Genomic DNA, 3,895 nt, shown 5'->3' with positions numbered 1-3,895 from the left:
AAGAACCCTCACACGCTAGGGGCAGTTCTCTGGCATGCCTATTCGTCACTGGCCACCGCGGAGGAGTGCCGACGGTTCGGGTCCCGGCCCGGCGGACGGAGGCTCTGGCCCACAGCATGCAGAAAGCCGGGCACGCGCAGCCTTCACGCGGCTCTGGCCAAGCCGAGGACCTGACGGTGCCCCGGCGGTACGCCGGACAGAGCCCATGGCCCTTTGAGAGAGGAAGCTGATGGAGGACGAGACACCGGCTCAGAAGGCAGCCCGCCTGGGGTGCGCCACGCTCGTCGACGCCATGAACCGGGTCCACGGCCACCGAGCGCACATACCCGCCATGTCGAGCCCCGACCCTCTCCGCTATCTCTTCGGGCCTGCAGCCACCATCTCCTATCTCCCCTATCGCGAGGACCTGGTGGAAGAGGGCCGTGACTTCCGGTACTACTTCTACGGAGCACTCGGGAACCGGCCCGGGGCGGGCCAGGTGCTCGTGCTCTCCAGTGGAGGGCACGCCGACGTGTCCCACTGCGGGGGCACAAAGCTTGCCAGGGCAGACAGCACCGGACTGGCCGGCGTCCTCGCCGACGGCCAGCTACGTGACTTCGGCCAGTTGCGTGGCTACAGCTTCGCTACCTGGTGTAGAGGGGAGGCGGTCCGATGGGGCGGCGACACGGTGATGCCCTACGCCTGCGCTGTGGCTGTTGAGATTTCCGGTGTCTGCGTGAGTCCCGGTGACTACATCTACATGGACAGCGCCGGTGGGGTCGTGATTCCCTCCGCCAGCCTGCGGCGGGTGCTTGCCATCGCCGAGGACATCTCAGCCGTGGAAGCCGAGGCTGCGAAGAGCATCAGAGGTGAACAGGCGCAGCCAGGTGAGTAACGACGCAGACCCGCGCGAAGTGGCGGCTGCTGGAGGCCCCCTTCCCGTCGCGCCCAAGGCATACGCCTGGACCCGGTGCGTCCCGTTGGCGCTGCACGAGGTCCCACGCGGTGCCGACGACGGCGAGGTCACTCGCGAAAGCCCAGACCGCCAGGTGGTCGGGACCTGGCGTCACGGTGCACGCGACGTCCAGTCGGCCGTCGCCGGACGTGACGGCGCCAGGACCCTGCCGTCTGGAAGCACGCGTCCACATCCGTGCCGGCCGGTCGAGGGCGACTTGCAACGCAGCGTCGCCGGACGGGCCGGGCACGAGCGATGGGGCCGATTGGGTAACCCTTCCTCGTCCTCCCGTCCCGGTCGTGAGGGCGATGCAGCCGGGCTCGCGACGGGCGGCCGCTTCTGACCACCACTTCAACGACCCCGTCTTGCGGCTCGGGGCCCAGTAGAGCCCCAGCCGGTATCCGTGTACAGCGGTATGGAAAGCGCTCATGTGCTGCGGCGCCCAAGGGATCATCTTCGCCGCGGTGAGCCAGAAGACGCCCGCCGGATTTCCCGAGCAACGGAACCGTCGGCCAGGGAGAAGGACCGCACAGTGACCAGGAATATCGACAACTTGTACCCGGAAGACGGCGCCATCGTGTCGCCTGAGCAGATCCCCACCGCTGTCACCGCAGGCCGCCTGGCCTATGGCGATGGCACGGCCCAGACTTTCCAACCCGACGGGAGCACCTCCTACTTCGAGGCAGGACGCCAGACGGAGGGCCCCCTGCGGATGGCACGCCGTCGGCGCGGCAAGCTCGGTGGTGCCCGCCACGACCGGAAGGCGGGGCCGCTGAAAGCTGGTGGGCCACCGCTCGGGTTTGTCACCTCAAGCGGAACTTGGGGCTACTGGAAGCGGCCACCTGGTCCGTCGACGAGAATGGGCGCTTCTGCTCCTTCTGACCGCCCTCCTACAAAGCGTCCTACGATCTGCGCTGGGTGATGGAAGGGGGAGCAGCCGTCGGCCTTCGGTTCTCCGACCCGAGGAGCGGTACCTGCTTCGACGAGGCCATGGGTGGCTCAGTCGGCGCCAACGGGGATCGACAGTACTGCGATGCCGCTCATGCCCAGCCAGACCCTCTCCGGTGCGCGCACCAGACGTAGCATGACTTGTCCACACTGCTGGCAGCGGGCTACCAGTCCCGGTGCCTGGCGGTATACGTGCAGGAGCGCGACGGGCCCTGTGTTGCTGCAGTGCGCGCACTGGCTGGTTGCTGCTGTCAGGTCGACCGCGAAGAGTTCGGCGAGAGGGCCGGCCAGCGCGTTGCCGTCGATGTAGCCGCCCTCTGCGTCGCGTGGGTTACCGGGGTCTGCCGGTGTGCCTGCCGTCATCTCAGTCTTCTCCTCCGCCGAAGCGCTCTGTGCGGACTCGCTCGGGGTCGTGCCCGAGGAGCACCAGGTAGGCGGCTGCCTTCTCGACGAATGCCGTGGGTCCGCAGACGTAGCAGGTGGGCGCGAAGTCCGGTGGCCATCCGTGGCGTGCCAGGTCGTCGGGTGTGATGCGGCCCGGGGGGCGCGCGGACTGCTGTGGCGCTTCCCGGGTGTAGATGTGTGTGATGTCAACCCCTGGTGTTCTTTGGCGGATTTCTGGGCCGTACAGCAGATCGGCCGGCGATCGCAGGGAGTACAGCGCCCGGAAGGGAACCCGGCTGCCGGCTGCATGCCGCGAGCGGATCATGCACATCAGTGGCACCAGCCCGGAGCCGCCGGCCACGAGCAGGACCGGTTCTTGCTGTTCCGGCTGCCAGACGAACCAGCCTCCGACCGGTCCCCGCAGTTCCAGCTGGTCGCCGGGCATGAGTTCGTCGACCAGGTAGGGCGAGACCTCGCCCTCAAAGACGCGCTGCACTGTCAGTTCCAGGCGCGTTCCGTCCGGGGCCGAAGCGATGGAGTAACTGCGTTGTGTGCTGTAGCCGTCTTCCGCGGTCAGCCGGATGTCCACATGCTGGCCTGCCAGATGGCCGGGCCATTCCGGCACCTCCAGCACCAGCGTGACGGCCGTCGCGGACTCAGCGCGACGTTCTGTCACCTCGGCGACCCTCCATCGGAGCCGGTCGCCTAGTCTCCTCGATACCGCTGTTCTTGCCACGGGTCTCCGTAATTGTGGTAGCCGGCGCTCTCCCAGAACCCCGGGATGTCGTTCTCCCGCAACTCCAGTCCGTGCACCCACTTCGCGGACTTCCAGAGGTAGAGGTGCGGGACGAGCAGTCGGGCCGGACCGCCATGCTCGGGGGCCAGCGGCTGGCCGTCGTAGCCGTACGCGATCCAGGCCTTGCCGTCCAGAAGATCCTCCAGCGGGAGGTTCGTGGTGTAGCCCCCGTAGGAGGAGACGAGGACGTACTCGGCAGCCGTCTCGACATCGGCGAGCAGGACGTCCAAAGACACCCCCAGCCACCGAGTGCCGAACTTCGACCACTTGGTCACGCAGTGCAGGTCTGCTGTCGGGGTTTCCGACGGCAGCTTCGTGAGGGCGGCCCAGTCCCAGTTGTGCCGCCTCCCGGTCTCCGTGGTGACGGACAGCTCCCACTCGTCTGTGCTTATCCACGGCGTGGGCCCGGCCGAGAGGACCGGAAAGCCCGTGGTCTCGTACTGTCCGGGTGGCAGCTTCCTACCCGCAGGCGGCCGTCGGCCGTGGAAACCGCGCGAGATGATCGCCATGCTGGCCACCTAATCGGCTCGTCGAAAGTGAGGTTAGGCGCCTCTGAAAGTATCAGCGACGGGTCACACATGCCTCTTATCTACCTTCTCTCCCAGAGCCCTCAGCTGCACCTCCGACCTTCGGCGCGCCGTCGATCCAGACATAGCGCAGTCAGTCGAAGTGCCCGGCGGCCGCCAATTCAGCGCGCAACTCCCTGCGCGCGTCGAAGATGGTCTTGCACAGCGGGCGCATTCCCGACCGTCGCCCGGGCGGTGAGCGCCCCGGGCCCGCCCCCAGGGGTGCACTCGGTCGATCAAGCGCTTGTTTGGCAGCCGCGGGCTGTC

At 67.5% G+C, this 3,895-nt stretch carries 4 protein-coding genes; 1 reads left to right on the top strand and 3 read right to left on the bottom strand.

Annotated elements, in window-relative coordinates; genetic code table 11:
* The first annotated feature begins 229 nt into the window (after positions 1-229).
* Positions 230-874, top strand: a complete 645-nt coding sequence (locus AC5WS8_RS38920; RefSeq protein ID WP_496108200.1) for an RraA family protein — start codon at positions 230-232, stop codon at positions 872-874.
* 1,059 nt (positions 875-1,933) lie between these two features.
* Here AC5WS8_RS38920 and AC5WS8_RS38915 read toward each other — a convergent pair.
* The 3 genes from AC5WS8_RS38915 to AC5WS8_RS38905 are packed head-to-tail and all read right to left on the bottom strand — an operon-like array spanning position 1,934 to position 3,571.
* Positions 1,934-2,245, bottom strand: a complete 312-nt coding sequence (locus AC5WS8_RS38915) for a DUF6510 family protein (RefSeq protein ID WP_496108199.1) — start codon at positions 2,243-2,245, stop codon at positions 1,934-1,936.
* Position 2,246: 1 nt separating this feature from the next.
* Positions 2,247-3,002 carry a ferredoxin reductase gene (locus AC5WS8_RS38910; RefSeq protein WP_496108198.1) on the bottom strand — a complete coding sequence of 252 codons (756 nt, stop codon included), beginning with the start codon at positions 3,000-3,002 and terminating at the stop codon, positions 2,247-2,249.
* Entirely contained in the window at positions 2,972-3,571 is a 600-nt protein-coding gene (locus AC5WS8_RS38905; protein WP_496108197.1) for a molybdopterin-dependent oxidoreductase, read from the bottom strand. Before AC5WS8_RS38905 ends, AC5WS8_RS38910 begins: the two co-directional genes overlap by 31 nt.
* Between the last annotated feature and the right edge of the window lie 324 nt (positions 3,572-3,895).

The sequence above is a fragment of the Streptomyces sp. PTL18 genome, assembly GCF_059510295.1.
The sequence above is the reverse complement of the archived record's forward strand: the minus strand, read 5'-3'. Positions and strand labels throughout refer to the sequence as shown.